Source organism: Jatrophihabitans sp. (genome assembly GCF_035474675.1).
Taxonomy (GTDB): domain Bacteria; phylum Actinomycetota; class Actinomycetes; order Mycobacteriales; family Jatrophihabitantaceae; genus Jatrophihabitans_A.
On the sequence record NZ_DATINC010000120.1, the window covers coordinates 1 to 25,796 of the forward strand.

Sequence of the window (25,796 nt, forward strand, 5' to 3'; positions counted from 1 at the left end):
ACCATCCGGCGCACCGGCACCGACGGCTTGAGCGTCTGCACCAGGTGCCAGGCGATCGCCTCGCCCTCGCGGTCCTCATCGGTGGCCAGGTACACCTCGTCGGCGTCCTTGACCAGCGCCCTGAGCTTGCTGACCTGCTGCCTGCGGTCCGGGCTCACCACGTACAGCGGCTCGAAGTCGTGCTCGGTGTCCACCCCCAGCCGCGCCCACGGCTGGCCCTTGTAGGCGGCCGGCACGTCGGCGGCGTTGCGGGGCAGGTCGCGGATATGGCCGATGGACGCCTCGACGGTGTACCCCGCACCGAGGTAACCGCCGATCGTCTTCGCCTTCGCCGGGGATTCCACGATCACCAGCTTGGTGCCGGTGCCCGTCCTCTTCCCGCGTGCCTGTGCCACTACCTGCTCCCGTCGTGTGATCACTTCGAGTGATCGGTCGTACTCCCATGTTGCACGGTGTTGCGGCGGACGGTACCCCACCCGTGCCCTGACCGGGCACGGCGCTGCTCGCAACGCACCGCTTCGGCCCCGCTCGGACGGCAGCTACGGGGACGGCCGGGCAGCGAACGGACCCGGCCCGGCCGTCCAAGGGTTCTGATCGGCCGCGAAGCCGCTCAGATGACCACGCTGAGCGCCAGCACCATCAGGACGCCGGTCACCGACAGGATGGTTTCCATGATCGACCAGGACTTGATGTTCTGGCTGATCGAGAGCCCGAAGTACTGCTTGGTGAGCCAGAACCCGGCGTCGTTGACGTGGGAGAAGAACAGCGAGCCGGCGCCGATGGCCAGCACCAGCAACGACAGGTGGGTGTTGCTCAGCGTCTCGGCGACCGGCTGCAGGATGCCCGCGGTGGTGATGGTGGCCACGGTCGCCGAACCGGTCGCCAGCCGGATCAGCACCGCCACGAACCAGGCCAGCAGCAGCGGGGAGACGGTGCTGCCCTCCACCCAGGAGGCGATGATCTTGGAGATGCCGCTGTCTACCAGCACCTGCTTCAGGCCGCCGCCGGCCGCCACGATGAGCAGGATGCCGGCGATCGGCGGCAATGCCTGGTCCACGATGGCCGACAGCCGCTCCTTGTCGAAGCCGATGCCGACCCCGAAGGTGTAGAGGGCCAGCAGCACCGCCAGCAGCAGCGCGATCAGCGGGGTGCCGATGAAGTCCAGGGCCCGCTTGCCGGCGCCGTTGCCGTTCTCGTCCACCACGTCCGCGATCGCCTTGGCCAGCATCAGCACCACCGGCAGCAGCACCGTGGTCAGGGTGACGCCGAAGCTCGGCCGCCGGTACGCCGGACGGGATCCGGTGCCCGGTTCGCCGGTCAGCTCGTCGGCGGTCACCGCCACCGAGCCGGACCCGGTTCCGGTGCCGACCGCGCCATCCGAGCGGGTCGCCGGGCCGGTCGCGGGGCCGGAGGCCGTTGCGGTGCCGGTTGGTGTGCCCGAGCCGGTCCCCGGGCCGGAGGCCGTTGCGGTACCGGTCGCCGCCGGAGCCAGCCTGGCCCGGTCCTCGACTGCCGCGCCCAGGAACAGCTCGGGCACCGGCACGTCCACCCAGCGCGCGACGAACCGGGAGAACAGCGGGCCGCCGACGATCACCGTCGGCACCGCCACCAGCACGCCCAGGCCCAGGGTCAGCCCCAGGTCGGCGTTCAACGCCCCGACCGCGGCCAGCGGGCCTGGGTGCGGCGGCACGAAGCCGTGCATCGCCGACAGCCCCGCCAGCGCCGGGATGGCCACTCGCATCAGCGGCAGCCCGGACCGCCGGGCGACCAGCAGGATCACCGGCATCAGCAGCACCAGGCCGATCTCAAAGAACATCGGCAGCCCGATGATCATGCCGACCAGCGCCATAGCCCAGGGCAGCGCCCGCTCGCTGGACCGCCCCACGATGGTGTCCACCAGCTGGTCGGCCCCGCCGGAATCGGCCAGCAGCTTGCCGAAGATCGCGCCGAGCGCGATCAGCGTCCCGACGCTGGCCACCGTCGCCCCGACCCCGGTGCCGAAGCTCGCCACCGTCTTGTCCATGCCCAGGCCCGCGATCGCCCCGACCAGCAACGCGCCGATGGTCAGGCTGAGGAACGGGTTGAGCTTGGCGAAGGTGATCAGCGCGATGATCACCGCGATGCCGATCAGGGCGGCCAGGATCAGCCGGGTGTCGTGGCCGCCCGAGCTGCCCGCCGCGATCAGGTGTGCCGAGGCCAGGTGTGCCGCAGTCATCGTGGTTCGACCTCCTTGAGGAATTGTTCGACGATCTGCTCGGGCGGCAGGGTGAAGTCGATCGCCATCCCGAACTCGTCCGGGCCCAGCGGTTCTAAGGTGGCGTACTGCGAATCCACCAGCGAGGCCGGCATGTAGTGGTTGAGCCGGTGCCCGACCCGGACCGTGACCACCTCCGCCGAGCCCGCCAGGTGCAGGAAGCACAGCTTGTCCGAGGCGGTCCGGAGCACGTCGCGGTAGCTGTGCCGCAGCGCCGAGCAGGCCAGCACCGCGCCCTCCGGTTCGCCGCGCAGCCAGTCGGCGAGCCGGGCCAGCCACGGCCAGCGGTCGGAGTCGGTCAGCGGGCGGCCGGCGGCCATCTTGGCCTTGAGCTCCGGTGTGTGGAAGTCGTCGGCGTCGGCGAACGGCACCCCCAGCTGGTTGGCCAGGATTCCCCCGACCGTGGTCTTGCCGCTGCCCGAGACACCCATCACCACCACGGTGGGGTGGATACCGATGTCCATGATGTGAATCTAGCCCTGCGGGGTACCCCGGCAGCCAGGGCTGGTCACCGGCCGGTGCGCCGAGGGGGTTGCGCGGCTAGGCCGGCCAGTCCCGCCCGCAACCCGGCGGCGGCGCGCCGATCAGCTCGGCCAGCCGGCGCAGCCGCTTGGCCGAGGTGACCCGCCAGCCGGTGCCGGTCCGGCCACCCACCTCCACCGCGGTGACCCCCAGCCGGGCCAGCTGCGCCCCGGCCGCCCGGTGCAGCAGGTAGTCCGGGTCGAGCATCCGCAGCAGGTAGCCGCCCTCCTCGGCCCGGCCGGCCGCGACCGCCCACAACCGCAGCCCGGACGCGCTCAGCGCCAGGTCGGCCGGCGGCCGCAGGTTGGCGCCCCTGGTCCAGCGCTGGGCCTGCTGACCCAACCGGGGGGTGATCTCGGTGCGTACCGCGATCAGCTCGCCGGGCGCGGCGGCGGTGTCGGAGGCCAGCCCCCGGTCGGCGAACTCGGCCTGCAGCGCCTCGGCCCGCCAGCTCTCGGCCACCAGCACCGACAGCCGGGCCGCCGCGCCGCCGTCGGTACGCACCCAGTCGCCGCCGGCGAGCAGCACCCCGTCCAGATCCTCGACCAGGGGATCTGCGGCTTCGGCACCGAACAGCGAGAACTGCACGCCCGAGATTGTCCACCACCACCGGGCCGGAACGGCGCCGCTCGGGCAAGGCCGGCCCGGATGACCAATGGCAGTCCGTCATAAGGATCGGTCGTCAGGGCGAGCGATTCTTATGACAGTCGGGTGAGGTCCTACCGTCGGGCGGGGTCCTGCCCGAATGCGACCGGGCCCGCCACCGCGAACGGTGGCGGGCCCGGAACAGCAGGGCGGTGGGTAGGCCGAATCAGACGGTGCTGGCTGCCGCCGGCATCTGGGACGGGTCGTCGTTGAGGGTGGAGGCCCGCCGCTTGGCGATCAGGACCGCCGCCACGATGATCGCCACCGCGACCAGGGCGATCAGGATCCGGATGCCGGTGTTGGCGTTGTCCCCGATCGACAACTGCACCACGGCCGGCGCGATCAGCACCGACACCAGGTTCATCACCTTGATCAGCGGGTTGATCGACGGCCCGGCGGTGTCCTTGAACGGGTCACCGACGGTGTCGCCGATGATCGTCGCCTCGTGCGCGGGCGAGCCCTTGCCGCCGTGGGCGCCGTCCTCGACCATCTTCTTCGCGTTGTCCCAGGCGCCACCGGAGTTGGCCAGGAACACCGCCATCAGGGTGCCGGTGGCGATGGCGCCGCCCAGGTAGCCGGCCAGCGGGCCGACGCCCAGCCCGAAGCCGACCGCGATCGGGGCCATCACCGCGAGCAGGCCCGGGGTGATCAGCTCGCGCAGCGAGTCTCGGGTGCAGATGTCGACCACCCGGCCGTACTCGGGACGCTCGGTGCCGTCCATGATCCCGGGGTGGTTGCGGAACTGCGCGCGGACCTCGTACACCACCGCACCGGCCGCCCGGGACACCGCGTTGACCGCCAGCCCCGAGAACATGAACACCACGGCTGCCCCAATGATCACGCCGACCAGGGTGTTCGGGCTGACGATGGTGTTGGTGAAGGAGTTCTGCACGAAGGTCGAGACCTTCTCGTTGGTCTGGTACTTCTCGATGGCCTGGCGGATCGCGTCCTGGTAGGAACCGAACAGCGCGGTGGCCGCCAGCACCGCGGTGGCGATCGCGATGCCCTTGGTGATGGCCTTGGTGGTGTTGCCCACCGCGTCCAGCTCGGTGAGGATCTGCGCGCCGGCCGGGCTGACGTCGCCGGACATCTCCGCGATTCCCTGGGCGTTGTCCGAGACCGGGCCGAAGGTGTCCATCGCCACGATCACGCCGACCGTGGTGAGCAGGCCGCAGCCGGCCAGCGCCACCGCGAACAGCGCCACCGAGACCGAGGCACCGCCGAGCAGGAAGGCGCCGAACACCGCCGCCGCGATCACCAGTGCGGTGTAGACGGCCGACTCGAAGCCGACCGAGATGCCGGCCAGGATCACGGTGGCGGGACCGGTCAGCGAGGAGGCGCCGACGTCCTGCACCGGCTTGTGGTCGGTGCCGGTGAAGATGCCGGTGAGCCACAGGATGATCGCGGCCAGCACGATGCCGATGAGCACCGCGACGATCGCGATCAGCGCCGGGTTGCCGTCGTTCGAGCTGATGTCGGCGCCGACCCCCTCGAGGTCGGAGAAGGAGTCCGGCAGGTAGCTGAACGCGGCGATCGCGCACAGCACCGCCGAGATGCCGGCCGAGATGTAGAAGCTGCGGTTGATGGTGGTCAGGCCGCCCTCGTTCGCCCGGGACCGGGTGATGAACACCCCGATGATGGCGGTGATCACGCCGATGGCCGGCACGATCAGCGGGAACAGCAGGCCCTTGGTGCCGAAGGCCACCGAGCCGAGGATCAGCGAGGCCACCAGGGTCACCGCGTAGGACTCGAACAGGTCGGCCGCCATGCCGGCGCAGTCGCCGACGTTGTCGCCGACGTTGTCTGCGATGGTCGCGGCGTTGCGCGGGTCGTCCTCGGGGATGCCGGCCTCGACCTTGCCGACCAGGTCGGCGCCCACGTCGGCCGCCTTGGTGAAGATGCCGCCACCGACACGCATGAACATCGCCAGCGTCGCGGCACCGAAGCCGAAGCCTTCCAGCACCTTCGGCGCGTGCTCGGTGTAGGCCAGCACCACGATCGAGGCGCCCAGCAGGCCCAGGCCCACGGTGGCCATGCCGACCGCGCCGCCGGTGCGGAACGCGATCCGGGTGGCCCGCTCGCGCCCGGCGCTGTTGGCCGCCGCCGCTACCCGTACGTTGGCCCGGGTGGCCAGCCACATGCCGAAGTAGCCGATGAGCCCGGAGAAGGCCGCCCCGACCAGGAAGAAGACCGAGCGGCCGATCCGCTGGCCGGTGTCGTCGGCCGGCAGCACGAACAGCAGCAGGAAGACCACCACCACGACCACCGACAGCGTCCGGAACTGGCGCTTGAGGTAGGCCTGGGCGCCTTCCTGGACCGCCTCGGCGATGGTGATCATCCGCGGCGTGCCCTGGTCGGCGCTCAACACCTCGCGAAACAGGACGAATGAGAAGACCAATGCGACGACGGCCACCAGGCCGATCACCATCACCAGTCCGCGATCGCCCCCGGAGAACGCCGAATCGGCGAGATCTCGCGTCTGGGCGGCAAGCGCCGGGTGGGACAAAGCCATCACGCGTACTCCTTATAGAAGCCTTCGAGACCACGGTACGAATCGCCCGACAGCATCGGCACAGCGGCTCGCCCGGGGTCGGGGCCGGAGCTGCTTAGCGGCAATTCACCATCGGTGCGGCTGCGGCGCAGTCTAGGGGACGGCCGGGCTGCCCGCGCACAGGCTCCGGTCCCGGCCGGGGTGTTCGGTCTCCGGGTTCAGCAGCCGGCAGCTTGTCGAACCGGACATGCGACGGGGTTCAGCCTTGCACACTCGCACGATCAAGGTGCCTCACCCCGCCGCGAGCGCCTGCGCGAGGGTGGGATGAATCTCGAAGACCGCGTCCAGGCCGGTGATCCGGAACAACTTGAGCAGTCGCTCCGAGGTGCAGACGAGCCGCAGCGTGGCACCGGTCTGCTGGGCCCGGTTGCGCGCGGCGACCAGCGCGCCCAGTCCGGTCGAGTCCAGGAACGACAGCGGGCTCAGGTCCACCACCACCGAACGCTCGCCGGCGTCCAGGATCGCGGTCAGCCGGTCGGTCAGCCGGGACGCCGAGTGCAGGTCCACCTCGCCCCCGACCTCCAGCACGGTCTGGCCGCCGGTGCGGGACGCGGTCATGCTCAGGTTCATCCCGGCACCCCTCCCCCCGTACTGCTTGCCCCAGTGTCGCACCAGTGTCTGCAAGTGTCAGTGGCCCGTGCTTGGCTGAGCATACGGACCAACCACCCTTCCGGCTCTGGCAACGCTTACGAGGGTGGCCGGCCGTCCGGGGACCACCAGCATGCCGAGGAGCAGCCATCGACACCGACCACCCGCTGCTGGCCGACGTGCTCGCCGGCTGCCCGCCCGGCGAGACGCCGCTGCGCCATGTCGAGCGGTTGCCACCGCGTCCCCTGGTGACCGCCGAGTGGCCGGACTGGGTGGCGCCGGAGCTGCTGGCGGCCCTCGCCGCAGCCGGCATCGAAGCCCCCTGGCCGCACCAGGTGGCGGCGGCCGAGCATGCCTGGGCGGGCGAGTCGGTGGTGATCGCGACCGGTACCGCGTCCGGCAAGTCGCTGGCCTACCAGCTGCCGATGCTGTCGGCGGTGCTGGCCGAGCCCCGAGCCCGGGTGCTGTACCTCTCACCCACCAAGGCGCTGGCCGCCGACCAGTACCGGGCCCTGACCGGCCTAGGGCTGGCCGGGGTGCGGGCCGCCACCCTGGACGGCGACACCCCGTTCGCCGAGCGGGACTGGATCCGCCAGCACGCCAACGTGGTGCTGTCCAACCCCGACCTGCTGCACCGGACGCTGCTGCCCCAGCACCAGCGCTGGTCGGCGTTCCTGCGCCGGCTGCGGTACGTGGTCATCGACGAGTGCCACCGCTACCGCGGGCTGTTCGGCAGCAACGTATCCCTGGTGCTGCGCCGGTTGCGCCGACTGTGCGCCCTGTACGGGGCCGCGCCGGTGTTCGTGCTGGCCTCGGCCACCTCGGCCACTCCCGGCGAGTCGGCCGGCCGGCTGATCGGGCTGCCGGTGCGCAGCGTCACCGACGACGCGTCCCCGCGCGGCTCGCGGACCTTCGCGCTGTGGGAGCCGCCGCTGGCGCTGGCCAGTGGGTCCGCGGAGGATTCAGTGCCGGTCCGGCGCGCCGCCGGGGCCGAGGCGGCCCGGCTGCTGGCCGATCTGGTCGTCGCCGGCGCCCGGACGCTGGCCTTCGTCCGGTCCCGGCGGGGTGCGGAGCTGACCGCGCTGGGCGCCAAGCGGCACCTCACCGAGGCGGGCGCGACGGAACTGGCCGACCGGGTGGCGGCCTACCGGGCCGGCTACCTGGCGGCCGAGCGCCGGGCGCTGGAACGTGCGCTGGCCGACGGCGAGCTGCTCGGGGTGGCCACCACCAACGCCCTGGAGCTGGGCGTGGACATCACCGGCCTGGACGCGGTGGTGCTGGCCGGCTACCCCGGCACGCTGGCCTCGCTGTGGCAGCAGGCCGGCCGGGCCGGCCGGCGCGGCCAGGACGCACTGGTGGTCTTCGTCGCCCGCGACGACCCGCTGGACACCTACCTGGTCAACAATCCGGTGGCGATCTTCGCCCGGCCGGTCGAGGCCAGCGTCACCGATCCCGGCAATCCGCACGTGCTCGGCCCGCAACTGTGCTGCGCGGCCGCCGAGCTCGCCCTGACCGACCGCGACGTGCAGCTGTTCGGCGGCCCGGTGGCCGAGCCGGTGCTGGCCGCGCTGGTCGAGCAGGGCCTGCTGCGCCGCCGGCCGGCCGGCTGGTTCTGGACCGACCGCAGCCGCCCGACGGCCGACCTGCGCGGCGTGGGCCAGCCGGTCTCGGTGGTGGAGTCGGCGTCCGGCTCGCTGCTGGGCACCGTGGACGGGGGCACCGCGCCGGCCACCGTGCACCCGGCGGCGGTCTACCTGCACCAGGGCAGCTCCTACGTGGTGGAGGAGCTGGACCTCGAGCACGGCGTGGCGCTGGTGCGGGCGGAGGAGCCGCCGTGGACCACCACCGCGCAGGAGATCACCGACATCGCGATCCTGGCCGCCGAGCACACCGCCGAGCTGGACGGGGTGAGCGTTTCCTTCGGCACCGTCGAGGTGTCCCACCAGGTGGTCAGTTTTCAGCGCCGCCGGTTCTCCGGCGAGCTGATGGACGAGACCCCGCTGGACATGCCGTGGCAGCGGCTGGTCACCAAGGCGGTCTGGTACACCCTGGACGCGGCCACCGTCGTCGAGGCCGGGCTGGACCAGCGGGAGCTGCCGGGCTCGCTGCACGCCGCCGAGCATGCCGCCATCGGGTTGCTGCCGCTGTTCGCCACCTGCGACCGGTGGGACATCGGCGGGGTGTCGACCGCCCAGCACGCCGACACCGGCCGGCCGACGGTGTTCGTCTACGACGGGCACCCCGGCGGCGCCGGCTTCGCGGCCCGCGGGCATGCGGTGCTGGCCGACTGGCTGGCCGCCACCCGGGCCGCCATCGCCGGCTGCGAGTGCCCGGCCGGCTGCCCGTCCTGCATCCAGTCGCCCAAGTGCGGCAACGGCAACAACCCGCTGGACAAGGCGGGTGCGTTGCTGGTGCTGGATGCGGTGCTCTCGCGTGCCGGGCCGCTACCGTGAACGCACCGGCAGTGCAGCCGGCCACCGGAAGGAGGCTGGGACGTGAGCACCGTGACGCGCAGTGCCCACACCATCGCCGGGGTGCCGGGCATGCGGTTCGCCACCGCCGCCCGCCCCGGTTCGCCGGAGGAGGAGGCGCTGAAGAAGATCCAGTACACGCTGTCCGACGGCCAGACCTCGCTGCCCGATCCCACCACCGTGGCGCACCTGGCACTGAGCCAGGTGCGGGTGACCGACGGCAGCTCCTACCCGGTGATCACCCTGTGGGTACCGGCCGAGCAGGAATCCGAGGCGGTGGCGGCGCTGCGCGCCGCGGGCTTCGAGGTCGAGTGACCGCAGGGCGTATCGCGCGCCGTCGACGGTCGTCCCGCCTTCGCTAGGCTCGTCCGGTCCCGGCGCGAACCGGCCAGGTCCACCGGCTGAGTCGACCAAGCCCCCAGGAGAGTGATGTCCGCCTTCGCACTGACCGGCGAGCAGCGCGCCTACGTCCGGCAGGTGCGCGAGGTCGCCGTCGCCGAGCTGGTGCCGCTCGCCGAGCGCGGCGTCGAGGGGACGGTGAACCGCCCGCTGCTGGCGGCGATGGGCCGCCACGGGCTGCTGGCCCGGCTGTTCGGCGGCACCGGCCGGTCGGCAGCCGCGATGGAGCTGTGCCTGCTGCGCGAGACGCTGGCCGAGGTCTGCACCGACGCCGAGACCGCGCTGGCGCTGCAGGCGCTGGGCAGCTACCCGTTCGTGCTGTTCGGCACCGACGAGATCGCCGCGCGCTACTCCGACGGGGTGGCGGCCGGCACCGTGGTGGCGTCCTTCGCGCTGTCGGAGGCCGAAGCCGGTTCCGACGCCGCCGCGTTGGCGCTGCGGGCCGAGCCGGACGGCGACGGCTGGCGGTTGACCGGGGAGAAGACCTGGATCTCCAACGCGCCGGAGGCCGACGTCTACACCGTGTTCGCCCGCACCACCCCGCACGCCCGGGCCCGCGGCATCACCGCGTTCGTGGTGCCCGGCGACGCCGCGGGCCTGTCCGGCGAGCACCTGGACATGCTGGCGCCGCACGCGCTGGGCCGGCTGACCTTCGACGGCGTCCGGGTCTCGGCCGCGGACGTGCTGGGCGAGGTGGACGGCGGCTTCAAGGTCGCGATGCGCACCCTGGACGTGCTGCGGCCCAGCGTCGGTGCCTTCGCCGTCGGGATGGCCCAGGCGGCCCTGGACGCGGCGCTGTCCCACACCACCCGGCGGCAGGCCTTCGGCGGGCCGCTGTCCGACCAGCAGGCGGTCAGCCACCTGCTCGCCGAGATGGCCACCCGGGTGGCGGCCAGCCGGCTGCTGGTCTACGCCGCGGCCGCCGCGCACGACGCCGGCGAGCCGCCGGACCAGCTGACCAGGCAGGCCGCGATGGCGAAGCTGTTCGCCACCGAGAGCGCCCAGTACGTCGTCGACACCGCGATCCAGCTGCACGGCGCCCGGGCGCTGCAGCGCGGCCACCTGCTGGAGCGGCTGTACCGCGACGTCCGGGCGCCGCGGATCTACGAGGGCGCCTCCGAGGTGCAGCGCACCATCATCGGGCGCTCCCTGGTGCAGGCAGAGATCGCCCGGCACGAGAACGCACGGGCCGACACCCGGCAGGAGGGCTGAAGGATGGCGAACCGGTTCCGGGCCTCGGTGCCGCTCACCGACGACTGGCAGCACTTCGACTTCGCGGTGGCCGACGGGGTGGCCACCGTCACCCTCAACCGGCCGGAGAAGCTCAATCCGCTGACCTTCGAAAGCTATGCCGACCTGCGCGACCTGGTGCTGCAGCTGCCCTACCGCGACGACGTCCGGGTGCTGGTGATCCGGGGCGCCGGCAAGGCGTTCTGCGCCGGCGGCGACGTCAACGAGATCATCGGCGAGTTGATCCGGATGCGCCCGCGCGAGCTGATCGGCTTCACCAGGATGACCGGCGACCTGATCCGGGCGATGCGCGAGGTGCCGGTGCCGATCATCTCGGGAATCCAGGGGATCGCGGCCGGGGCGGGGTCGGTGATCGCGCTCGCCTCGGACTTCCGGGTGGTGACCCGCTCGGCCCGGTTCGCCTTCCTGTTCACCAAGGTGGGCCTGTCCGGCGGCGACATGGGCGCGGCCTACCTGCTGCCCCGGATGGTGGGCGCCGGCCGGGCCACCCAGCTGCTGATGCTGGGCGACACCATCGACGCGGCCACCGCCGACAGCTACGGCCTGGTCAGTCAGCTGGTCGACGACGGCGAACTGGACGCGGCGGTCGCGGCCCTGGCCGGTCGGCTGGCCGAGGGCCCGGCGCTGGCCTACGCCCAGACCAAGGCGCTGATCACCCGCGAGCTGGACATGTCGCTGGCCGGCGCGATGGAGCTCGACGCGATGACCCAGGCGCTGCTGATGACCACCGACGACCATGCCGAGTTCCACGCGGCGTTCAACCAGCGCCGGCCGCCGCGCTGGACCGGGCAGTAGCCGATGGCGGGCCGGGTCTGCCTGGTCACCGGGGCCAGTCGCGGGATCGGCGCGGCGGTCGCGGCGGCGCTGTCGGCCGACGGCCACCGGGTGGCGCTGCTGGGCCGGGACGCCGCCGCCCTGCAGACGGTCCGCGCCGAGCTGCCGGGCCCGAGCCTCACGGTGGTCGCCGACGTGACCGACGCCGGGGCCGTCGAGGAGACCTTCCGCGCGATCGAGCAGCACTGGGGGCCGGTGGAGGTGCTGGTGTGCAGCGCCGGCGCCGGACTGGCCGCACGGCTGACCGACACCTCCGACGAAGACTGGTCGCGGATGCTGGAGCTGAACCTGACCGCGCCGTTCCGGTACCTGCGGCGGGCGCTGCCGTCGATGACCGAGCGCGGCTGGGGCCGGGTGGTGGTGGTGGCGTCGGTGGTCGCCAAGCGCGGCGAGGCGCAGGTGGCGGCCTACACCGCCGCCAAGCACGGCGTGCTGGGGCTGGTGCGGGCGGCAGCCGCGGAGCTGGCCCGGACCGGGGTGACGGTCAACGCCGTCTGCCCCGGCTACGTCGACACCCCGATGACCGAGCAGACCGTCGCGGCGATCGTGGCCCGCAGCGGGCGAAGCACCGACGAGGCCCGCGCCGCGCTGGCCCGCCAGCAGCCGATCGGCCGGCTGATCGAGCCGGACGAAGTGGCCGCCGCGGTGCGGTTCTGCATCGGCAACGGCGCGGTGACCGGGCAGGGACTCAACGTCGACGGAGGAACGGTGCAGTCATGAGCGGGGTGTCGCGGTGAGCCTGGAGCGGATCAATCCTGCCGAGCTGGGCCGGCCGTCCGGCTTCGCGCACGCGGTGCGCGCCAGCGACACCACCCGGGTGTACCTGGCCGGCCAGACCGCCCTGGACGCCACCGGCCGGATCGTCGGCACCGGCATCGTGGAGCAGTTCGAGCAGGCGCTGTCCAACCTGCTCACCGCGCTGGCCGCCGCCGGCGGCGCCCCGGAGCACCTGGCCAGCGTCACCATCTACATCGTCGACGTCGCCGACTACCGGGCGCACGCCCGCGAGATCGGCGCGGTCTGGCGGCGGCTGGCCGGCACCGAGTATCCGGCGATGGCCGGCATCGGCATCGCCCGGCTGTGGGACGACGAGGCGCTGGTCGAGCTGCAGGGCGTGGCCGAACTCCCCCGCTGAGCGGTGTTGTTCCGGGCTGTTCCGTTGACCGGTGTTGTTTCGCTGACCGGTGCTGTTCCGCTGCTGAGGTCAGCGGCGGGGCAGCGTCCGGCCGTCGGGCAGTGCCCGGCCGGCCAGCAGTGCCACCAGGGCGCCGCTGTCGGCGCGCACCAGCCGTCCCTCGCCCCAGCTCCAGTCGGTCTCGCTGGCCTCCAGCCGGACGCCGGTCAGGTCGATTCCGAACCAGCCGCCGTCAGCAGCAGTCATCAGGTCCAGGATGGCCAGCACCGCCTCGTCCGGTGCGACCGAGGGCAGGTCGAGCGCGATCGTCACGTCCAGGGAGTGGATGACGGCGTGGCTCAGCGCGCCGGCCGCACCGCCGCCCGGCGGTTGCCAGCCGTGCAGCACCGGCGAGCGGAGCTGGTCGAGCAGCTCGCCGAGCGGCAGCGCGGCATCCCGGGCGGCCACGGTGTCCGACAGCACGGCGAAGTCGCCGCCGGCTGCCGCCATCTCGGCGCCGAACTGCTCGGGGGTCAGCCGCGCCGGCATCGTCAGGTGCGCGACCACATGTCGCACCTGCCACTTCTCGCACAGCGACGGGGCGTCCCAGCTGTCGGTGGACGAGGCGGCGAGCAGGTCGGCGAGCCGGGTACAGGTCGGCGCCACGTAGGACTGCAGGTCGGTCACGAGCGCTCTCCTTGCAGAAGTCGGGTGAGGTGTTCGGCGAGCTTGTCGAGGGAGCTGAGGAAGCCGGCGCGGGCCTCGGGCCGGCGCATCGCCTCGGGCACCTGCCGCTGGCAGATGACCACCGCGGTGCTGCCCTCGCCCAGGTCGTCGAGGGTGCTGATGGTGTGCACCCCGCTGGCCGGCTCGAACCAGGCCAGCCGCTCGGGTACCACGACCTCGGTGAAGGTGGCGACCATCCGGTGGCTGCCGTGCTCGCCGGTCATCAGGGTTTCGAAGCGGCCGCCGGGCCGGAGTTCGACGACGATGCCGTCGATCGGGGTGACCATGCCGCGCGGGCCCCAGAAGGCGGCGAGCTCGGCGGGCTCGGTGAGGCAGCGCCACACCAGCTCGCGCGGGGCGGCGAAGACCCGCCGGTAGACGAGCTCGTCGTCGGTCATCGGCCCGGTCCCTGCTGCAGCCGGGCCAGGTGGGCCTCCAGCCGGTCCATCCGCTCGGTCCAGGTGCGCCGGCTCTCCTCGATCCAGGAGAGCGCGGTCTCCAGGGCCGCCGGTTCCAGCCGGCACGGCCGGGTCTGCCGATGCCGGCCGCGGCTGATCAGACCGGAGCGCTCCAGTACCCGGATGTGTTGCGAGACGGCCTGCATGCTCATGGCGTACGGCTCCGCCAGCTCCTTGACCGTCGCCTCGCCGGTGCTCAGCCGGGCCACGATGTCGCGTCGGGTGCGGTCTGAGAGCGCGGTGAACAGGGCATCGAGCTGGTGGTCCTCGACAGTGGTCGGCACGCGAGGTATTCAAGCAGCTGCTTTATCAAGCGTCAAACTGCAGACGCCTAGGTCGTCAGTCGGAGATCACCCGCATCGCGTGCCGGTGGGCCGGCGCGCGCAGCAGCGCACTGAGCTCGCCGAACAACTGCGCGGCCGCGTCGCCGTCCCACCGGGCCGGCAGCACCTCGGCCGGCAGCCCCGGGTCGAGGTAGCGCAGCCGCCGCCACGCGGTCAGCATCCGGACGTAGGAGGCGAAGGCCGCGCCATCCTCGACCGGCGTGCGGGCCAGCCGGCGGCTGACCGGCCGGTAGGAGCTGACGAACCGGGCGTACTCCGCGGCCAGGCCCTCCAGGTCCCACCAGGTCCGCACCCGGCCGGCGAGGTCTGCATAGCCGAGGTACTGGCCGCGGAAGATGTCGACGTAGCCGGACAGCTGCTGGCGGGCCAGCACGCCGCTGACCTCGTCGGCCAGCGGCCCGGGCGCGAGCCACACGCCCGGCGCGACCGGGCCGAAGCCGAGCCGGGCCAGCCGGGTGCGCAGCTCGTGCCGCTTGCCGCGCTCGGCCTCCGGCACCGTGAAGACCACCTGCACCCAGCCGTCGGCCAGGCTCGCCGGTCGCTGGTCGAAGATCCGGCGGTCGCCCTCGCGCATCGCCGCCTGGGTCGAGGCGGACAGCGCATAGCCGGCCGCGCCGTCGACGCGCAGGCTGGTCAGGGTGTGGCGGCGTTTGAGCCGGGAGATCGACGAGCGCACCGCCTGGCCGTCCACGCCCAGCTCAGCCATCAACCGGACCACCGCGGCGACCGGCAGCCAGTTCGGCTCGTCCCGGGCGTACAGGCCGAAGATGGTGACGATCAGCTGGCGCGGCTGGGCCTCGGCGACCGGCTCGGCCGGCTCGCCCGTGCGGGGCGATAGCCGCACGGTGCTACTCATCCGGCCCGTTCCCGAGCGTTGGCCGCCCGTTCCCGAGCGCTGGCCGCCCGTTCCCGAGCGGGGGCCGCGCGTTCCCGAGCGTTGGCCGCACAGCCGAACCCGCCCACGCCGGCGCTGCCCCACGGCCACCGCGTGCCGGGACTGTCCCGAAGTATCGCGCGTTCTTGACTGTCGTCACATCTAGAGAATACTGGCGAAGGGCCGGGGGAAGGGGTTGCCGCAGTGGAGCTCTCGCCGTCAGCGCACGTGGACACGTTCTGCCGGGACCACCTGCCGCCGCAGGATCAGTGGCCGGACTTCCGCTTCGACCTCGAGGAGCTGCAGTACCCGCAACGGCTGAACTGCGCGGCGGCGCTGCTGGACGAGGTGGTGGCCCGGCACGGCGCCGACCGGCCGGCGTTGCACAGCGCCGACGGGACCTGGAGCTACGGCGAGCTGCTGGCCCGCGCCAACCAGCTGGCGCACTACCTGCGCGACGACGCCGGCCTGGTGCCCGGCCAGCGGGTGCTGCTGCGCGGGCCGAACAACCCTTGGCTGGTGGCCTGCTGGTTCGCCGTGCTCAAGGCCGGCGGCGTGATGGTGCTCACCGTGCCGATGCTGCGCAGCGGTGAGATCACGCCGCTGATCGAGCTGACCCGGGCGGGTCTGGCGGTGTGCGACGCCCGGTTCACCCAGGACCTGGTGCCGGCGGTCACCGCGGCCGGCATCCCGATGCTGACCTTCGGCGGCGGTGGGCCCGACGATCTGGTCGAACTGTGTGCCGGAAAGCCGACCACGTTCGACAACGTCGACACCGCCGCCGACGACGTGGCGCTGCTGGCACCCACCTCCGGCACCACCGGAATCCCCAAGGCGACCATGCACTTCCACCGCGACGTGCTGGCCATCGCCGACACCTTCGGCAAGCACCTGGTGGCCGGCCGGCCGGACGACGTCTTCACCGGCACTCCCCCGCTGGCCTTCACCTTCGGCCTGGGCGGCCTGCTGATCTTCCCGCTGCGGATCGGTGCCTCGGCGCTGCTGATCGAACGGGCCACCCCGACCGAGCTCGCCGAGGCCGTCGAGCGGCACGGCGCCACCGTGCTGTTCACCGCGCCGACCGCGTACCGGGCGATCCTGCGCGCCGGCCAGCAGCATCGGCTGGCAGGAGTCAGGCGTGCGGTGTCGGCCGGCGAGCACCTGCCCAAGCCGGTCTGGCAGGAGCTCTTCGACAAGACCGGCATCCGGCTCATCGACGGCATCGGCAGCACCGAGATGCTGCACGTGTTCATCTCGGCCGCCGACGACGACATCCGGCCCGGCGCCACCGGCAAGGCGGTGCCCGGCTACCGCGCCGCGGTGCTCGACGCCGACGGCAATCCGGCCCCGGACGGCACCGCCGGCCGGCTGGCGGTGATCGGCCCGACCGGCTGCCGGTACCTGGCCGATCCGCGCCAGGCGGTCTACGTCCAGCACCGGTGGAACGTCACCGGCGACACCTACGTTCGCGACGCCGACGGCTACTTCTGGTACCAGGCCCGCAGCGACGACATGATCGTCTCCTCCGGCTACAACATCGCGGCCCCCGAGGTGGAACGGGCGCTGGAGCAGCACCCGGACGTGGTGGAGTGCGCGGTGGTGGGCCGGCCCGACCCGGAACGCGGCCACACCGTGCACGCCGTGGTGGTGCTGCGCGAGGGCGCGGCCGCCGACGCCGCCAAGGTCAGCGAGCTGCAGGACTTCGCCAAGCAGACCATCGCCCCATACAAGTACCCCCGGTCCATCGAATTCGTCCCGGCGCTACCGCGCACCTCGACCGGCAAGGTCCAACGCTTCCGGCTCCGCGAGCCGGAAGCCGCGCGCTAGCGCCGGGGTGGCCGCGCCGGCCGGCAAACAGGGTCCGGCCGGCGCGGCTCCCGCACGGTGACGGCACTCGCGGCCCGGAAGCAGGAAGGAAGCCAGCATGCGTATCGCGGTTCTCGGCGGCGGCCCGGGTGGGCTGTACTTCGCCGCGCTGGCCAAGGCACTCGACCCGGCCACCGAGATCCGGGTGTGGGAGCGCAATGCGGCCGAAGACACCTTCGGCTTCGGCGTGGTGTTCTCCGACGAGACGCTCGGCGGCATCGAGCACGCCGACCCGGTGATCTACGCCCGGATGGCCGAGCAGTTCGCCCGCTGGGACGACATCGACATCCACTACCGCGGCACCCTCACCACGGTCGGCGGCCAGGGCTTTGCCGCGATGAGCCGCAAGAAGCTGCTGCAGCTGCTGCAGGAACGCTGCGCCGAACTCGGCGTACAGGTGTCGTTCCGCACCGAGGCCCCGGACGTCGACACGCTCAGCGCCGACTACGACCTGGTGCTGGCCTGCGACGGCGCCAACTCGGCCGTCCGCACCAAGTACGCCGACGTCTTCGGGCCGTCCCTGGAGCTCGGCCACAACAAGTACATGTGGCTGGGCACCGACCTGGTCTTCGAGGCGTTCAAGTTCTACATCCTCCCCACCCCGTACGGGGTGATGCAGGTGCACGGCTATCCCTACGACGCCACCGGCAGCACCTTCATCCTCGAGATGCACGACGAGGTCTGGCGGCGCGCCGGCTTCGCCGAGTCGGCGTCGGAGGTGTTCCCGCCGGGCGTGAGCGACGAGAAGTCGGTGGCCAGGATCCAGGAGCTGATCGGCGACCTGCTGCAGGGCAGGAAGATTTTGGTCAACAACTCCAAGTGGCAGACCTTCTCCACCATCACCAACGCCAGCTGGCGCAACGGCAATGTGGTGCTGCTCGGCGACGCCGCGCACACCGCGCACTTCTCGATCGGCTCGGGCACCAAGCTGGCGATGGAGGACGCGCTGGCGCTGGCCGCCTGCCTGCACGAGCACCCGGACGTGCCGTCGGCGCTGGCCGCCTACGAGGCCGAGCGCCGCCCGGTGGTGCTGTCCACCCAGCGGGCGGCCCGGGCCAGCCTGGACTGGTTCGAGAGCATCGGCCACTACGTCGAGCAGCCGCCGGAGCAGTTCGCGTTCAACATCGTCACCCGCAGCCGCCGGATCACCTACGACAACCTGCGGCTGCGCGACCCGGAGTTCGTGGCCGGCATGGATGCCTGGTACGCCGGCTACGAGGCCGCCCGCGGGGTGCTGCCGGACACGTCCGGGGAGTCCGACGCCAGTCCCGCCCGGCCGCCGATGTTCCACCCCTACCGGCTCGGCCGGCTGGAGCTGAAGAACCGGGTGGTGGTCTCGCCGATGGACATGTACTCGGCCGCCGACGGCATGCCGACCGATTTCCACCTGGTGCACCTGGGCTCGCGTGCCCTGGGCGGCGCCGGGCTGGTGATGACCGAGATGGTGTGCGTGTCGCCGACCGGCCGGATCACCCCGGGGTGCGCCGGCATCTACACCGCCGAGCAGGAGCAGGCCTGGGCCCGGGTGGTGGACTTCACGCACAGCCGGAGCACCGCCAAGATCGGCATCCAGCTGGGCCACTCGGGTCGCAAGGGTTCCACCCGGCTGATGTGGGAGGGCATCGACGAGCCGCTGCCGGACGGCAACTGGCAGACCGTTGGGCCGTCGGCGGTGCCGTACTCGCCGGCCAACCCGGCCCCGCGCGAGCTCAGCCGGGCCGAGATGGACGAGATCACCTCCGACTTCGTGGCCTGCACCCGGGCCGCTGCCCGGGCCGGCTTCGACCTGCTCGAACTGCACTGCGCACACGGCTACCTGCTCTCGTCGTTCCTGTCGCCCCTGTCGAACCTGCGCACCGACCGCTACGGCGGCGAGCTGGGCAATCGGCTGCGTTACCCACTCGAGGTGTTCGACGCGGTCCGGGCGGCGTGGCCGGCCGAGCGGCCGGTCAGCGTGCGGATCTCGGCCACCGACTGGTACGAGGGCGGCAACGACGTCGAGGCTGCGGTGCAGATCGCCCGGGCGTTCGCCGAGCACGGCGCCGACGCCATCCACGTCTCGACCGGCCAGGTGGTCAAGGACGAGAAGCCGGCCTACGGGCGCAGCTACCAGACCCCGTACGCCGACCGGATCCGCAACGACATCGGCACCCGCTACGGCGTCACGGTGATCGCGGTGGGCGCGATCTCCTCCTACGACGACGTGAACTCGGTGCTGCTGGCCGGCCGGGCCGACCTGGTCGCGGTCGGCCGGCCACACCTGTACGACCCGCACTGGACGCTGCACGCGGCCGCCGAGCAGGACTACACCGGGCCGGGCGCGGAGTGGCCGGCGCAGTACCGGGCCGGCTCGCGCCGGCCGCCGACCGGGCGCACCGACGGACCGCGGCCCCGGCTGACGCTGCTGCGCGAGCCGGACTCCGGCACCCGGCACGACCGCTGGCGTCCCGGCCGCTGAGGGTCGGCCAGCGGCGGCCGGGTCGGGCGCCGCGGGTGGCCGGCCGGCCCGGGACCGCGCGGTCAGCGTCCGGGTGCCGACGAGCGGAACCGGAACGGTGCGGCGCAGGATCACCGCCACGGTGCCGCTGCGACCGGACGGATCGAGCCGGGCGGCACAGGAGACCAGCGTGGTGGCATTGGCGGCGGCGATCCGGGACGCGGCGACGCACGGCTGATCCGTCCTGCCGATCTGTTGCGCCGCCGCCAGCGCGGCCAGGTCCGCCGCCCGCTCCAGCCGGTGCCGGGCCAGCACCGCCGCGCCCCGGGTAACGGAGATGCCGGCAATGGCAATGACCACTGCGCCGAAGCCGAGCACCCAGATAGTCGCCGCGCCCCGGTCCGAACGCGGGCTCACCATGCGGCACCGGGTTCGGTGGCGACCACCGCGGTCTCGGTGATCGTGACCCGGGGCAGCCAGCTCACCGGATGCAGCGCCATCCGGACGGTGACCCGAGTGTCCGACGCCGACGATGCCGTGCTGAGCGCCACCGGAGCGCCCGCCGCGGACCGGGCACGGGCGGCGGCTGCCGGATCACCTCGGGCCACCGCGCGGGCCGCCTCACCGGCCGCGTCCGCGCACCGGAGCCGGGCCTGTCCGACCCCGACCGTGGCCACTCCCACCATGGCGAGCAGGACCAGCACCGGCAGGGTCATCGCCGTCTCCGCGGTGACCATGCCGGCGTCCGACCCTGGCCGGAAAGGGCTCACAGCGAGACGTTCAACGCCGAGGTGACGATGTGCGACAGTGCCGTCTGCACCGCCGAGCTGTGCACCACCTTGAACAGCACCGCGGCGAACGCGACCGCGGCCACCGTGCCCACCGCGTACTCAGCGGTCGCCATCCCGGCCTCGCCGCTGAGCTGCTGGACCCGGGCCCGTGCTCGCCGGTAGATCTTTCCCATGATCTGCATGCCTTTGCTCCTTCTCCTCGGTCCTCGAAGTGAGGCGTGGAAACGAGCCTGGCAGCAGGGGAACAGCGGATCGAGGGCTCAGCCGAAACTGTGGACAACCCCGCCGCCTGTGGAGAACGTCGTTGCAGTGTAAGGAGAATCAGCTAGGACAGCGGTTTTTCTGGTGCAGCCGCAAGCCGTCAGCCGGCCGACGCCGCACCAGACGGTCCGGTAGAACGCAGCCATTCGGAAAAGGTTTCACTGCCCCGGGTGTAGTCGCCGGCCGGCAACAATCCGCCGCCGGCAGCCGCGGCCCCACCAGGAATCCGGATACCCAGCACCACCCGCCGCTGGTTGCGTGCCCGCACCAGTTGACGGACCAGTTCGACCAGCTCGTGCACCTGTGGCCCGGCGATCTCGGGTGCCCTGCCGGCGGCCGGGCCCAGTGCCAGCTCGACCAATCGGGCGGCCACCTCCCGGGCGGCAACCGGCTGCACCCGCATCCGCGGCACCGGCACCAGCGGCCCGGGGCTGCGGGCGAGCAGCTGCTCGGCGAACTCGTGGAACTGGGTCGCCCGCAGCACCGTCCACGGAACCCGGCCGGCACTGATCAGGTCCTCCTGGCGGAGCTTGCCCGCGTAGTAGCCCCAGCCGACCCGGTCGACGCCCACGATGGACAGCGCAACATGGTGCCGCACGCCGGCCCGGGCACCGGCGGCCAGCAACTGGCTGGTGGCGGCGGTGAAGAACTGGACCGAGCGCTTCCTCGACAGGGTGGTCACGTTGCTGACGTCGATGACCACCTCGACGCCGGCCAGCGCGGCGTCCAGGCCGGCACCGGTCGTGAGGTTCACACCTCGTGAGCGGGCCAGCACCACCGGCTCGTGCCCGGCCTGCTCGACCAGCGACACCACGTGCCGCCCGATCAGGCCGGTGCCGCCGGCCGCCGCGATCCGCATGACCGCTATCTAACGCCGCCCTGTCCGGACGGCTCAGCCGGGTACGCCGGCGAACACCTCCCCGGTCACACCCAGCACTACCGGCAGCACGCCGAGGCAGACGAAGGCCGGCAGGAAGCACAGGCCCAGCGGCAGCAGTGACCAGACGCCGACCCGTTCCGCCCTGGCCAGTGCCTCGGCCTGGGCGGCGGCCCGCAGCTCGGTGGCCACCGTTGCCAGCGCCTGCGCCAGCCGGGCGCCGCTGCTCGCGCACCTGCTGCCGCACTCGGCGACCGTGCCGTAACCAGGCACCGGGCGCAGCACCTGCCATGCCTGCGCCGGCTCGCTGCCCAGCTGCAGCAACCGGCCTACTCGGCCCAGTGGTTCGACGGCCCGCCGCAGGTCGTCGGTGCCGTGCTCGACCACCGCTGCCGCCACCCTCTCGATGGCCAGCTGCGGCGGCGACCCGGCCGCCAGGGCACCGGCCAGCAGGTCCACCACGAAGGCCACCGAGCGCGGATCGGCCGGCCGGCGCGCGTTCCTGGCCTGCCATCGGCTGGTGGCCAGCCAGGCGGCCGCGGCCAGCGGCAACGCCAGCACCGTGCCGGAGGAGCCGGCCAGCACCGCCAGGACGACCGTCGCCGCGGCAGCCACCGCCGGCAGGGCCGGTCCTGGGACGGCCGCCGGGCGGGCAGCTCCCCGGCCCACCGCCGTGCGGCTACGGTGCCGGGCCGGCGCCCTGGCCGGCCGGGCCGGCAGGAGCAGCAGCGCGAGGCCCAGCCACACCGCGCCGGCCGTCATGACCGCGTCCCGGCCAGCGCCCGTCGGCTCAGGGCCAGCGTCCACGCCAGCCCGGCCAGTTCGAGCGCCAGCCCTACTCCCAGCGCGAGCCGGCCGGCGCCGGTGTGCAGCAGCACCCGCTGTGGCCGGGCGCCCATCGCGCTGCCCATGGCCATGCCGAGAACCGGCAGGCCAGCCAGTAGCAACGCCGAGCTGCGCGGGCCGGCCAGAGCCGTCCGTACCGCTCGCGAGGTCCGCTGGTCGGCAACCAGCTCGGCATGCACGCCGGCCAGCGAGGGAGCCAGCGGAGCTCCGTTGCGGCCGGCCAGATCGCAGGCGACGGCCAGCGCTGCCAGCCGCGGCTCGGCGGTCAGTGCCGGGGCGACCTCCCGGCCGTCCCAGGCCAGTGCCGCCGCGTGGGCCAGCGCGGTCCGGAACCGCCCGGGCAGCGCCGCGGCGGCGGCGAACGCTGCCGCGATGGTCGCCCCGGCGGCGTACTCGTCGCGCAGCACGGTGACGATGGCGGCCAGTTCGGCCCGGCAGTGCTCGCCCTTCCGCCCGGCAACCAGCACCCGGTTCCATCCGGCAGGCAGCAGGCGGGTCGATGCCGCGGGGCCGGGCGGTGCGTCCGGCGCCGGCTGGTTCCCCCGGCCGGCAAGCCAGGCCAACCGTCGCACCGCCAGCGCCGGGGCCGGTGCCAGCAGCAGGGCGAACCCGAGCAGCGCGAGGGTCAACCCGGGCACGGCACGACTCCGGTCAGCATGGCGGGCACCGCAACCTCGGCCGCCTCCAGCAGCGTGCGCAGCTGCCCGGCTGCCGGTCCCAGGCCAGCTGATCTGGTCCAGGCCAGGCCGGGTTCGGCCAGGACCGGCCCGGCAGGCCATACCGCCAGCTGCTCCACCCGGCGCCGGCCGTCCCGGTCGCGGCGGACGTGCACCAGCACGTCCAGCGCGCTCGCCGCCTGGGTCGCGAGGGCGTCGGCCGGCATGCCACCCAAGGCGGCCAACGCGACCAGCCGGGCCGCCACGTCGCCGACCGAGTTCGCGTGCACGGTGGCGGCACCTCCGGCGTGGCCGGTGTTCAGCGCGGCCAGCAGCTCCACGATCTCAGCACCCCGGAACTCTCCCACCACCAAACGGTCCGCCCGCATCCGCAGGGCCTGCCGCACCAGCTCCCGCAGCTCGACGGCACCGGCTCCCTCGACGTTCGCCGGCCGGGCCAGCAGAGCCACCACGTGCGGGTGCCGCACCACGAGTTCGGCGGTGTCCTCGACGGTGACGATCCGCTCGGTGGAGCCGACCGTGGCCAGCAATGCCGCCAGCAGGGTCGTCTTCCCGCTGCCGGTGCCGCCGCTGATCAGCAAGGTCAGCCGGGCCTGCACCAGCGCGGCCAGCAGGTCGGCCAGCTCGCCGGGCATCGCGCCGAGGGCGACGAGTTCGGGCAGCGCCAGGCTGCGCCGGGCCAACACCCGCAGCGACAGCGTCGGATGCGCCACCAGTGGCGGCAGGATGGCATGCAGCCGGGTGCCGTCCGGCAGCACCGCGTCGACGAACGGAGCGGCATCGTCGAGCCGCCGGCCGGCCTGGGCGGCCAACCGGGTGGCCAGCCGGCGCACCGCCGCGTCGGAGTCGAACCGGACCGGGGTCCGTTCCAGGCCGCCACCCCGGTCCAGCCAGACCTGGTCCGGGGCGTTGACCAGTACGTCGGTGACGCCGGGAGCAGCCAGCAGCTCCTCCAGCGGACCGGCACCGGTCAGCTCGGCGGCAAGCTGGCCGGACAGTTCCGAGCGGCCGGCCGAATCCAGCAGCAGGGCCGACTCCTGGCCGGCCACCTCGCCGAGGTCGAGTAGGGCGGCTCCGGTGGCCAACCGGTGCCGCACCCGCTCCAGCAGGTCGCTCATGCCGTCACCGGCTCGCGGCGCACCTGCTCATCGCCGTGACCCGTGCTCATGCTGCCTCCCCCGGCCGGGCGGCCGCCCGGGCCGTGCGGGCCTGCCGCAGCACCGCCTCGGCAACCTGGCCGGTGCGCCGGCGGACCCGGCGTGGGTCCAGCCCGCCCGGATGCCGGCTGGCCGGGTCATAGCCCAGCTCCCCCAGCACCGGCAGGCCCAGCAGGGCCGCGATCCGGTCGGCCGGCAGGCTGGCCGCCGAGCCCCTGACCACCAGTCCGGCCCGGGCCGGGTCCAGCGCGCCGGCTATGGCGGCGCCGGCGGTCACCGCCCGCACCTCGGCAGGAGTCACCAGCACTGCCAGGTCGCAGCTGTCCAGCGCCGCCGTCCGGACCGGCGAGGACCAGCGGGCCAGGTCGAGCAGCACCGGGCCGGCCGACGCGGCGGCGGTAGCGATCCGCACCAGCGCGTCCGGGTCCAGGGCCGGCGGGTCGTCGACGGCGAGCACCGACACCTGGTGCCAGCGCGGCAGGCAGTCGCGCAGCACCGCCGGGTCCAGGCTGCCGCCCCGCAACCGGACCTGGCCCCACCGCGAGCCGGGTGCCCGTTCGCAGCCCAGCAGCACGTCGAGGCCGCCACCCACCGGATCGCAGTCGATCAGGAACGCCGTGCCCAGCTCGGCCGCGGCCCGGGCGGCGAGCACGGCTGCGAACACGCTGGCGCCGGCACCGCCGCACCCACCGAGCACGCCGATTCTCGGATGCGCTGTCATGCCACCACCCTGGCCGGCCGACCGGGCGCGTGGGCGGCTCCACCGAGATCTGTGGACAGCCACTTCGGTCATCCACAGCCGGGCCTGGCAGCGGCACGCTCGCAGCTGCGCTGGCTATTCTCGCGGGCATGGCTAGCTCAGCGGCGTTCTTCGACCTGGACAAGACGATCATCGCCAAGTCCAGCACGCTGGCGTTCGGGCGCTCCTTCTACCAGGGCGGCCTGATCAACCGGCGCGCGGTGCTGCGCAGCGCCTTCGCCCAGTTCGTCTTCGCTGCCTCCGGCGCCGACGAGGACCAGATGGACCGGATGCGCAAGTACCTGACCGCCATGTGCACCGGCTGGGACGTCCAGCAGATCCGTGACATCGTCAACGAGACGCTGCACCAGATCATCGACCCACTGGTCTACAACGAGGCCGTCGAGCTGATCGTCGAGCACAAGGCGGCCGGCCGGGACGTGGTGATCATCTCCTCCTCCGGCGACGAGGTGGTGCGCCCGATCGGCGAGATGGTGGGCGCCGACCACGTGATCGCCACCCGGATGGTGGTGCGCGAGGGCCGCTACACCGGCGAGATCGAGTACTACGCCTACGGCCGGCACAAGGCGGACGGGTTGCGGGAGCTGGCCGCCGAGCGCGGCTACGACCTGGCCGACAGCTACGCCTACTCCGACTCGATCACCGACGTCCCGATGCTGGAGGCCGTCGGGCACCCGTACGTGGTCAATGCCGACAAGGCGCTGCGCAAGGTGGCCGCCGAACGCCAGTGGCCGGCGCTGACGTTCACCAACGCGGTGCCGCTGCGGGAGCGGCTGGCCAGCCTCAAGGCACCGCAACCCGCTACCAGCGCGGTGGTGGCCGCTGGTGCGGCGGGACTCGCCGCGCTGCTGTGGTACGGCCATTCCCGCAGGTCGAACCGCGCCTGAGACCAGGCCGGCCAGGCGAGCGGCACCATCCTCCATCTCGGACCGAACTCTTGCACTGTAAGGGCATTCGGGAGTACGAATGCACTACGGAGTCCTCGAGTGGCTATGGCGGTCCGCCCCCACCAGTCGCGGATTCCGCCAGTGGGCAACTGGGTACCCACGCGGCGACAGAGCCACGCCAACGGCTGTCGACGCGGACCGTCACC

26 protein-coding genes and 1 pseudogene are annotated in these 25,796 nt (G+C 72.9%); 9 read left to right on the forward strand and 18 right to left on the reverse strand.

Going from position 1 to position 25,796, the window contains the following annotated elements; genetic code table 11:
- The 6 genes from VLJ82_RS14450 to VLJ82_RS14475 form a co-directional block, all read right to left on the reverse strand.
- The coding region (locus VLJ82_RS14450) for a toprim domain-containing protein (RefSeq protein ID WP_408664063.1) at positions 1-395 on the reverse strand (395 nt) is incomplete at its 3' end.
- Between the two features lie 215 nt (positions 396-610).
- Positions 611-2,215, reverse strand: a complete 1,605-nt coding sequence (locus VLJ82_RS14455) for a GntP family permease (RefSeq protein WP_408664064.1) — start codon at positions 2,213-2,215, stop codon at positions 611-613.
- A complete protein-coding gene (locus VLJ82_RS14460; protein WP_408664065.1) occupies positions 2,212-2,718 on the reverse strand; it encodes a gluconokinase in 507 nt (168 codons plus the stop codon). The genes VLJ82_RS14455 and VLJ82_RS14460 overlap by 4 nt, the downstream gene beginning before the upstream one ends.
- Positions 2,719-2,794: 76 nt before the next feature.
- Positions 2,795-3,364 (reverse strand): hypothetical protein, encoded by a 570-nt coding sequence (locus VLJ82_RS14465; RefSeq protein WP_408664066.1) that lies wholly within the window; start codon positions 3,362-3,364, stop codon positions 2,795-2,797.
- A 223-nt stretch (positions 3,365-3,587) separates the two neighbouring features.
- Positions 3,588-5,849: a sodium-translocating pyrophosphatase gene (locus VLJ82_RS14470; RefSeq protein ID WP_408664087.1), complete on the reverse strand. Its 2,262-nt coding sequence runs from the start codon at positions 5,847-5,849 to the stop codon at positions 3,588-3,590.
- A 354-nt stretch (positions 5,850-6,203) separates the two neighbouring features.
- Positions 6,204-6,530 carry an STAS domain-containing protein gene (locus tag VLJ82_RS14475; protein WP_408664067.1) on the reverse strand — a complete coding sequence of 109 codons (327 nt, stop codon included), beginning with the start codon at positions 6,528-6,530 and terminating at the stop codon, positions 6,204-6,206.
- A 209-nt stretch (positions 6,531-6,739) separates the two neighbouring features.
- Between VLJ82_RS14475 and VLJ82_RS14480 the strand changes: the two genes are divergently transcribed.
- From VLJ82_RS14480 to VLJ82_RS14505, 6 genes are all read left to right on the forward strand, one after another.
- Positions 6,740-9,013, forward strand: coding sequence for a DEAD/DEAH box helicase (locus tag VLJ82_RS14480; RefSeq protein ID WP_408664068.1), 2,274 nt, complete (start codon positions 6,740-6,742; stop codon positions 9,011-9,013).
- 42 nt (positions 9,014-9,055) lie between these two features.
- Positions 9,056-9,346, forward strand: a complete 291-nt coding sequence (locus VLJ82_RS14485; protein ID WP_408664069.1) for a hypothetical protein — start codon at positions 9,056-9,058, stop codon at positions 9,344-9,346.
- A gap of 114 nt (positions 9,347-9,460) precedes the next feature.
- Positions 9,461-10,642 carry an acyl-CoA dehydrogenase family protein gene (locus VLJ82_RS14490; RefSeq protein WP_408664070.1) on the forward strand — a complete coding sequence of 394 codons (1,182 nt, stop codon included), beginning with the start codon at positions 9,461-9,463 and terminating at the stop codon, positions 10,640-10,642.
- 3 nt (positions 10,643-10,645) lie between these two features.
- Positions 10,646-11,476 (forward strand): enoyl-CoA hydratase family protein, encoded by an 831-nt coding sequence (locus VLJ82_RS14495; RefSeq protein ID WP_408664071.1) that lies wholly within the window; start codon positions 10,646-10,648, stop codon positions 11,474-11,476.
- Positions 11,477-11,479: 3 nt separating this feature from the next.
- Entirely contained in the window at positions 11,480-12,235 is a 756-nt protein-coding gene (locus tag VLJ82_RS14500; protein ID WP_408664072.1) for an SDR family NAD(P)-dependent oxidoreductase, read from the forward strand.
- Positions 12,236-12,254: 19 nt separating this feature from the next.
- Complete coding sequence (locus VLJ82_RS14505; protein WP_408664088.1) at positions 12,255-12,650, forward strand: RidA family protein; 396 nt, start codon at positions 12,255-12,257, stop codon at positions 12,648-12,650.
- Positions 12,651-12,719: 69 nt separating this feature from the next.
- Here the strand turns inward: VLJ82_RS14505 and VLJ82_RS14510 are convergent, their stop codons facing one another.
- Genes VLJ82_RS14510 through VLJ82_RS14525 form a run of 4 tightly spaced genes read right to left on the reverse strand, consistent with a single transcriptional unit; the run spans position 12,720 to position 15,013 of the window.
- Positions 12,720-13,316: a maleylpyruvate isomerase family mycothiol-dependent enzyme gene (locus VLJ82_RS14510; protein WP_408664073.1), complete on the reverse strand. Its 597-nt coding sequence runs from the start codon at positions 13,314-13,316 to the stop codon at positions 12,720-12,722.
- Positions 13,313-13,753: an SRPBCC family protein gene (locus VLJ82_RS14515; RefSeq protein WP_408664074.1), complete on the reverse strand. Its 441-nt coding sequence runs from the start codon at positions 13,751-13,753 to the stop codon at positions 13,313-13,315. The genes VLJ82_RS14510 and VLJ82_RS14515 overlap by 4 nt, the downstream gene beginning before the upstream one ends.
- A complete protein-coding gene (locus VLJ82_RS14520; RefSeq protein ID WP_408664075.1) occupies positions 13,750-14,097 on the reverse strand; it encodes an ArsR/SmtB family transcription factor in 348 nt (115 codons plus the stop codon). The genes VLJ82_RS14515 and VLJ82_RS14520 overlap by 4 nt, the downstream gene beginning before the upstream one ends.
- Before the next feature lie 55 nt (positions 14,098-14,152).
- Positions 14,153-15,013, reverse strand: coding sequence for a PaaX family transcriptional regulator C-terminal domain-containing protein (locus VLJ82_RS14525; protein WP_408664076.1), 861 nt, complete (start codon positions 15,011-15,013; stop codon positions 14,153-14,155).
- A 222-nt stretch (positions 15,014-15,235) separates the two neighbouring features.
- Between VLJ82_RS14525 and VLJ82_RS14530 the strand changes: the two genes are divergently transcribed.
- Both VLJ82_RS14530 and VLJ82_RS14535 read left to right on the forward strand, forming a co-directional pair.
- Positions 15,236-16,858 carry an AMP-binding protein gene (locus tag VLJ82_RS14530; protein ID WP_408664077.1) on the forward strand — a complete coding sequence of 541 codons (1,623 nt, stop codon included), beginning with the start codon at positions 15,236-15,238 and terminating at the stop codon, positions 16,856-16,858.
- Between the two features lie 97 nt (positions 16,859-16,955).
- Positions 16,956-19,355 carry a bifunctional salicylyl-CoA 5-hydroxylase/oxidoreductase gene (locus VLJ82_RS14535; RefSeq protein WP_408664078.1) on the forward strand — a complete coding sequence of 800 codons (2,400 nt, stop codon included), beginning with the start codon at positions 16,956-16,958 and terminating at the stop codon, positions 19,353-19,355.
- Positions 19,356-19,457: 102 nt separating this feature from the next.
- On the opposite strand, the pseudogene VLJ82_RS14540 reads toward VLJ82_RS14535, so the two are convergent.
- From VLJ82_RS14540 to ssd, 8 genes and pseudogenes are all read right to left on the reverse strand, one after another.
- Positions 19,458-19,754, reverse strand: a pseudogene (locus VLJ82_RS14540) (Rv3654c family TadE-like protein); the annotation flags it as partial.
- Entirely contained in the window at positions 19,748-20,071 is a 324-nt protein-coding gene (locus VLJ82_RS14545) for a TadE family type IV pilus minor pilin (protein WP_408664079.1), read from the reverse strand. The gene VLJ82_RS14545 and the pseudogene VLJ82_RS14540, both read right to left, overlap by 7 nt.
- A gap of 29 nt (positions 20,072-20,100) precedes the next feature.
- Positions 20,101-20,307, reverse strand: coding sequence for a DUF4244 domain-containing protein (locus tag VLJ82_RS14550; protein WP_408664080.1), 207 nt, complete (start codon positions 20,305-20,307; stop codon positions 20,101-20,103).
- Positions 20,308-20,486: 179 nt separating this feature from the next.
- Positions 20,487-21,245, reverse strand: a complete 759-nt coding sequence (locus tag VLJ82_RS14555) for an SDR family oxidoreductase (RefSeq protein WP_408664081.1) — start codon at positions 21,243-21,245, stop codon at positions 20,487-20,489.
- 33 nt (positions 21,246-21,278) lie between these two features.
- A complete protein-coding gene (locus VLJ82_RS14560) occupies positions 21,279-22,025 on the reverse strand; it encodes a type II secretion system F family protein (RefSeq protein ID WP_408664082.1) in 747 nt (248 codons plus the stop codon).
- Positions 22,022-22,747, reverse strand: a complete 726-nt coding sequence (locus VLJ82_RS14565; protein WP_408664083.1) for a type II secretion system F family protein — start codon at positions 22,745-22,747, stop codon at positions 22,022-22,024. Before VLJ82_RS14565 ends, VLJ82_RS14560 begins: the two co-directional genes overlap by 4 nt.
- Positions 22,735-23,904: a TadA family conjugal transfer-associated ATPase gene (locus tag VLJ82_RS14570; RefSeq protein WP_408664084.1), complete on the reverse strand. Its 1,170-nt coding sequence runs from the start codon at positions 23,902-23,904 to the stop codon at positions 22,735-22,737. The genes VLJ82_RS14565 and VLJ82_RS14570 overlap by 13 nt, the downstream gene beginning before the upstream one ends.
- Positions 23,905-23,950: 46 nt before the next feature.
- Positions 23,951-24,664 carry a septum site-determining protein Ssd gene (gene ssd, locus VLJ82_RS14575; protein ID WP_408664085.1) on the reverse strand — a complete coding sequence of 238 codons (714 nt, stop codon included), beginning with the start codon at positions 24,662-24,664 and terminating at the stop codon, positions 23,951-23,953.
- Between the two features lie 128 nt (positions 24,665-24,792).
- Here ssd and VLJ82_RS14580 point away from each other — a divergent pair, with 128 nt between their 5' ends.
- On the forward strand, positions 24,793-25,590 hold the full coding sequence (locus VLJ82_RS14580) for an HAD family hydrolase (protein ID WP_408664086.1): 798 nt from the start codon (positions 24,793-24,795) through the stop codon (positions 25,588-25,590).
- The last annotated feature ends 206 nt before the right edge of the window (positions 25,591-25,796 follow it).